This window comes from Desulfovibrio sp. 1188_IL3213, from assembly GCF_036763145.1.
Classification (GTDB): domain Bacteria; phylum Desulfobacterota; class Desulfovibrionia; order Desulfovibrionales; family Desulfovibrionaceae; genus Desulfovibrio.
The window spans coordinates 1-3672 of sequence record NZ_JBAIYR010000227.1 but is presented as its reverse complement, the minus strand read 5'-3'; the positions used below and the strand labels follow the sequence as shown (position 1 = coordinate 3672).

The 3672-nt window shown below is 57.5% G+C and carries 4 protein-coding genes and 1 pseudogene; all 5 read left to right on the top strand.

What is annotated here, in order from left to right; translation table 11 throughout:
* A pseudogene (locus V6C16_RS09290) lies at positions 1 to 388 on the top strand (flagellar biosynthesis protein FlhF); the annotation flags it as partial.
* A gap of 29 nt (positions 389 to 417) precedes the next feature.
* Positions 418 to 1230 carry a MinD/ParA family protein gene (locus V6C16_RS09285; protein WP_333535590.1) on the top strand — a complete coding sequence of 271 codons (813 nt, stop codon included), beginning with the start codon at positions 418 to 420 and terminating at the stop codon, positions 1228 to 1230.
* Between the two features lie 336 nt (positions 1231 to 1566).
* A complete protein-coding gene (locus V6C16_RS09280; RefSeq protein WP_333535588.1) occupies positions 1567 to 2349 on the top strand; it encodes a FliA/WhiG family RNA polymerase sigma factor in 783 nt (260 codons plus the stop codon).
* A gap of 75 nt (positions 2350 to 2424) precedes the next feature.
* The gene (locus V6C16_RS09275; protein ID WP_291301747.1) at positions 2425 to 2805 is read left to right on the top strand and encodes a chemotaxis response regulator CheY; all 381 of its coding nucleotides are present in this window, start codon (positions 2425 to 2427) and stop codon (positions 2803 to 2805) included.
* Positions 2806 to 2864: 59 nt separating this feature from the next.
* Positions 2865 to 3530, top strand: a complete 666-nt coding sequence (locus tag V6C16_RS09270) for a flagellar basal body-associated FliL family protein (protein WP_333535586.1) — start codon at positions 2865 to 2867, stop codon at positions 3528 to 3530.
* The last annotated feature ends 142 nt before the right edge of the window (positions 3531 to 3672 follow it).

Sequence of the window (3672 nt, the reverse complement as noted above, 5' to 3'; positions counted from 1 at the left end):
AGCGCTGAAGGCCACCGCCGACGCCGACGCCGTGTTCATTGACGTTCCCGGCCTTGACCGCACCACAAGCCTTGCCCGGTGGCGCGAAGAAATGGGCCTGGCGCAAGTGGACGCCGCCACGCATCTGACGCTTTCGCCCTATTGCGATGCCGTGCAGATTCAGGCATTCCTGCACCGCTACAAGTGCGACGGCCCGGGGTCCCTGGTGTGGACAAAGCTGGACGAAGCCGTGAGCTTTGGTACTATAGTCAACGTGGCGTGCGCAGCCGGTTTGCCCATATCGGCACTGTCTTATGGCGCGGAACTCAAGGAAAGCCTTGCCCCGGCCACGGAGCCGCTGGTGTGGCGACTGATTTTTAAAAGGCAAATCCCCGGCCAGGCGGCTTAAGCACGGCCTAAACTACGCGGAGCACACAGATGAGCGGCACATTCCCCCTGGTATTTTCCGTCACTTCCGGCAAGGGCGGGGTAGGCAAGACCAATATCTCGGTCAACCTCGCCATCTGCCTTGCGCAGCTTGGCAAACAGGTGGTGCTCATTGATGCGGACCTGGGGCTTGCCAACGTGGACGTGGTGCTTGGCCTCACGCCGCAGAAAAACATTTTTCACCTCTTCCACGAGGGCGCCAGCGTTAGCGACATTCTTTTCCCCACGCCCTACGGCTTTTCCATCCTGCCGGCCTCTTCGGGCATGAGCGAAATGCTCACCCTTTCCACAGGTCAGAAGCTGGAATTGCTTGACGCCGTGGACGAACTGGAAGACGACCTTGACTACCTCATTGTAGATACCGGCGCAGGCATCAGCGACAACGTCCTGTATTTCAACATGGCCGCCCAGGAACGCCTCGTGGTGCTCACCCCGGAGCCGACCTCCCTTACGGACGCCTACGCCCTTATCAAGGTTCTCAAGACCAATCACGGTGTGGAGCGCTTCAGGGTATGCGTCAACATGGCCCCCGACCAGAAGACCGCCAAGGAAATGTTTGTGCGGCTGGCCCAAGCCTGCGACCATTTTTTGAGCGGAGTTTCGCTGGAACTTGTGAGCGTCATCCCGCGCGATACGGGTGTGCGCAAGGCCGTGGTGCAGCAGTTGCCCTTCTGCGTCAGCGAACCGCAAAGCCCGGCGTCACGTGCTGTCATGGATCTGGCGCAAGGCATCACGCAGTGGGATGTGCCTGAAAACCTTGACGGCAACATCAAATTTTTCTGGAAAAAACTGCTTTTCCGCTAGAGTAGATTAACTTTGAGAATGTACATTCTCAAAGTTTAAGACACGCTCGCTTCGCTGCTTAACCGCGCAAGTAAATTGCGCTTGCATCTTTGCGGCGGGCGACTGCTCACGCAGCCGCCAGAGCAATTTCAAAGTGAAATTGCTCTGGAACGTTTCAAGAGCGCTTTGCTTCAGCAGAGGCATTTCGGCCCCGGCAGACGGGCGTCAGCACCGTCCAGACATCAACCCTGACGTGGAATAACGCGTCCTGCACAGCCTGGCGGGCAGGGGCAGCGGCGCAAAACCGGCATCCAGCATGCCACGGGGTGAGAGAGGCAAAACCGGAAGGATAGCAACATGAAAACCGGAACAGCTCAAGCGCAGGCCCCCGGCCCCTGGGAAGCGCTCGAAACCGGGGCAACCGCCTGGGAAAATTTTTCTCCGGCAGAACAGGAAGCCGTGGTGCGCCATTATGGCCCCAAAATCCGCTTTCTGGCCCTGCGGCTCAAGGCCAAACTGCCGCGCAGCGTGGAGCTTGGTGAACTCATCAGCTCCGGAACGCTCGGCCTTATGGAGGCCCTGGGCAAGTTTCGCCCGCAGTTGGGCATACGCTTTGAAACCTACGCTGAAAGCCGCATCCGCGGCGCCATGCTGGACGAATTGCGCAGACTGGATTGGTTTCCCCGTTCCCTGCGCCAGCGTGTGCGCACTCTCGACGAAGCCATGCGCAAGGTGGAGCACGAGCATGGCCGCCAGGCCACGGAAGAAGAACTTCAGGGCATTACCGGCCTTCCCCTGCGGGACGTGCGCCAGGGGCTTGAAGCACTGCAAAACCAGCTCTGGCTTTCACTGGATGCCATACAAGACACCATTTCGGGCGACGCTCAGGAACCCGATGGAGAACCTTACCGCAAAACAGCCTTTCGTGAACTGGTGGAAAGAGTTGCCCCGCTTATAGGCCGCTTGACGCCAAGGGAAAAGCTGGTACTGTCGCTCTACTATACTGATGAGTTGAATATGCGTGAAACTGCTGAAGTCATGGGCATCACTGAAGGCCGCGTTTCACAGTTGCATTCACAGGCCCTGAGCCGTCTGCGCAAAGAATTCGTCAGCCTGTATGGTGAGGACGCTGACATATAACGATGCAACGGGCAGACGCGAACATCGCGGCAAGCCCCGCTACGGCGCCCCCGCAGGCGTTAAGGAGCTTTCAACATGCCTTATAATCCCAACATGCGTGTTCTTGTGGTTGACGACTTTTCCACCATGCGTCGCATTGTGCGCAACATTCTGCGCCAGATCGGCTTTCAGAACGTGGTGGAGGCCGATGACGGCACCACCGCATGGGAAGTGCTCAACCGCGAAAAAATAGACTTTATTGTTTCTGACTGGAATATGCCCAACATGACGGGCATTGACCTTCTGCGTAAAGTACGCGCCAGCGAACAGTTCGCGCACATTCCCTTTCTTATGGTCACGGCCGAAGCCCAGCAGGAAAACATCATCGAAGCCGTGCAGGCCAAGGTTTCCAACTACATCGTCAAGCCGTTCACTGCCGACACCATGAAACAGAAGATCGACAAAATCTTCGGCTGATCCGGTGCAGGGGCGTTCCTGCGGGCGACAGGCCCCAACGCGGCGGCCAGGAGAATCTTGTGGCAAACAAGACTGACGTCAAAGATGCTCCCGCCAGGGACGAAATGCAGATTTCACCGGGGCCTGATCCGGCCGTGCGCAAGGTGGAACTGGATCTTGACGACGCCCCTTTTCTGAAGGAAGAGCAGGAAGCCGCCAGCCCGGCCGTACAGGGCGACAAAAAGCTTCCTGCCGAGGTTCCTCCTGATCCCAAAGCGGGAAAAAAGCAAAAACTCCTTATTATCGGTGCCGGGGCCGCTGTGCTTTTGCTGTTGCTTGGCGCAGCCGCATGGTGGTTTTTTCTGCGCACGCCGCCACCGCCTCCCCTCGAAATCAAGCCCGAAGTCATTGTGGTTCCGTCGCAGCCTGCCGATGTGCCGCCAACAGACTATATAAAAGAAATGGCTCCCTTTGTGGTTCCCCGCCAGGTAAACGGCGTGACCCGTTTTCTGGTGTGCAAGTTCTCGACAATCAGCAAACGCGCCAGCGTCAGCGGCGAGATGGATCATAAAATGATCTCCCTGCGTGACGCCCTGTTCTTTTACCTGAGCGGCAAGAGTGACGACTACTTGCTTAACCCCGACAATGCTGTCAACATCAAGCGGGATCTGACGAGCATTCTTAATGACTATCTTTCATCAGGTCACATTGATGACGTGCTCTTTGAAAGCTACCTTGCGGAATAAAGCAACACGGCGTTTTTTACGCCTTTTCAACCATGCTGACAGCCTGCAAGGCCGTTTTCCCGCCCCGCGAGGCATGCGCATACAGCGCGGGATCCGATTGCAGGCAGATCTCCGCGCCGGCACAGCCCCGGCCTCACAGGGC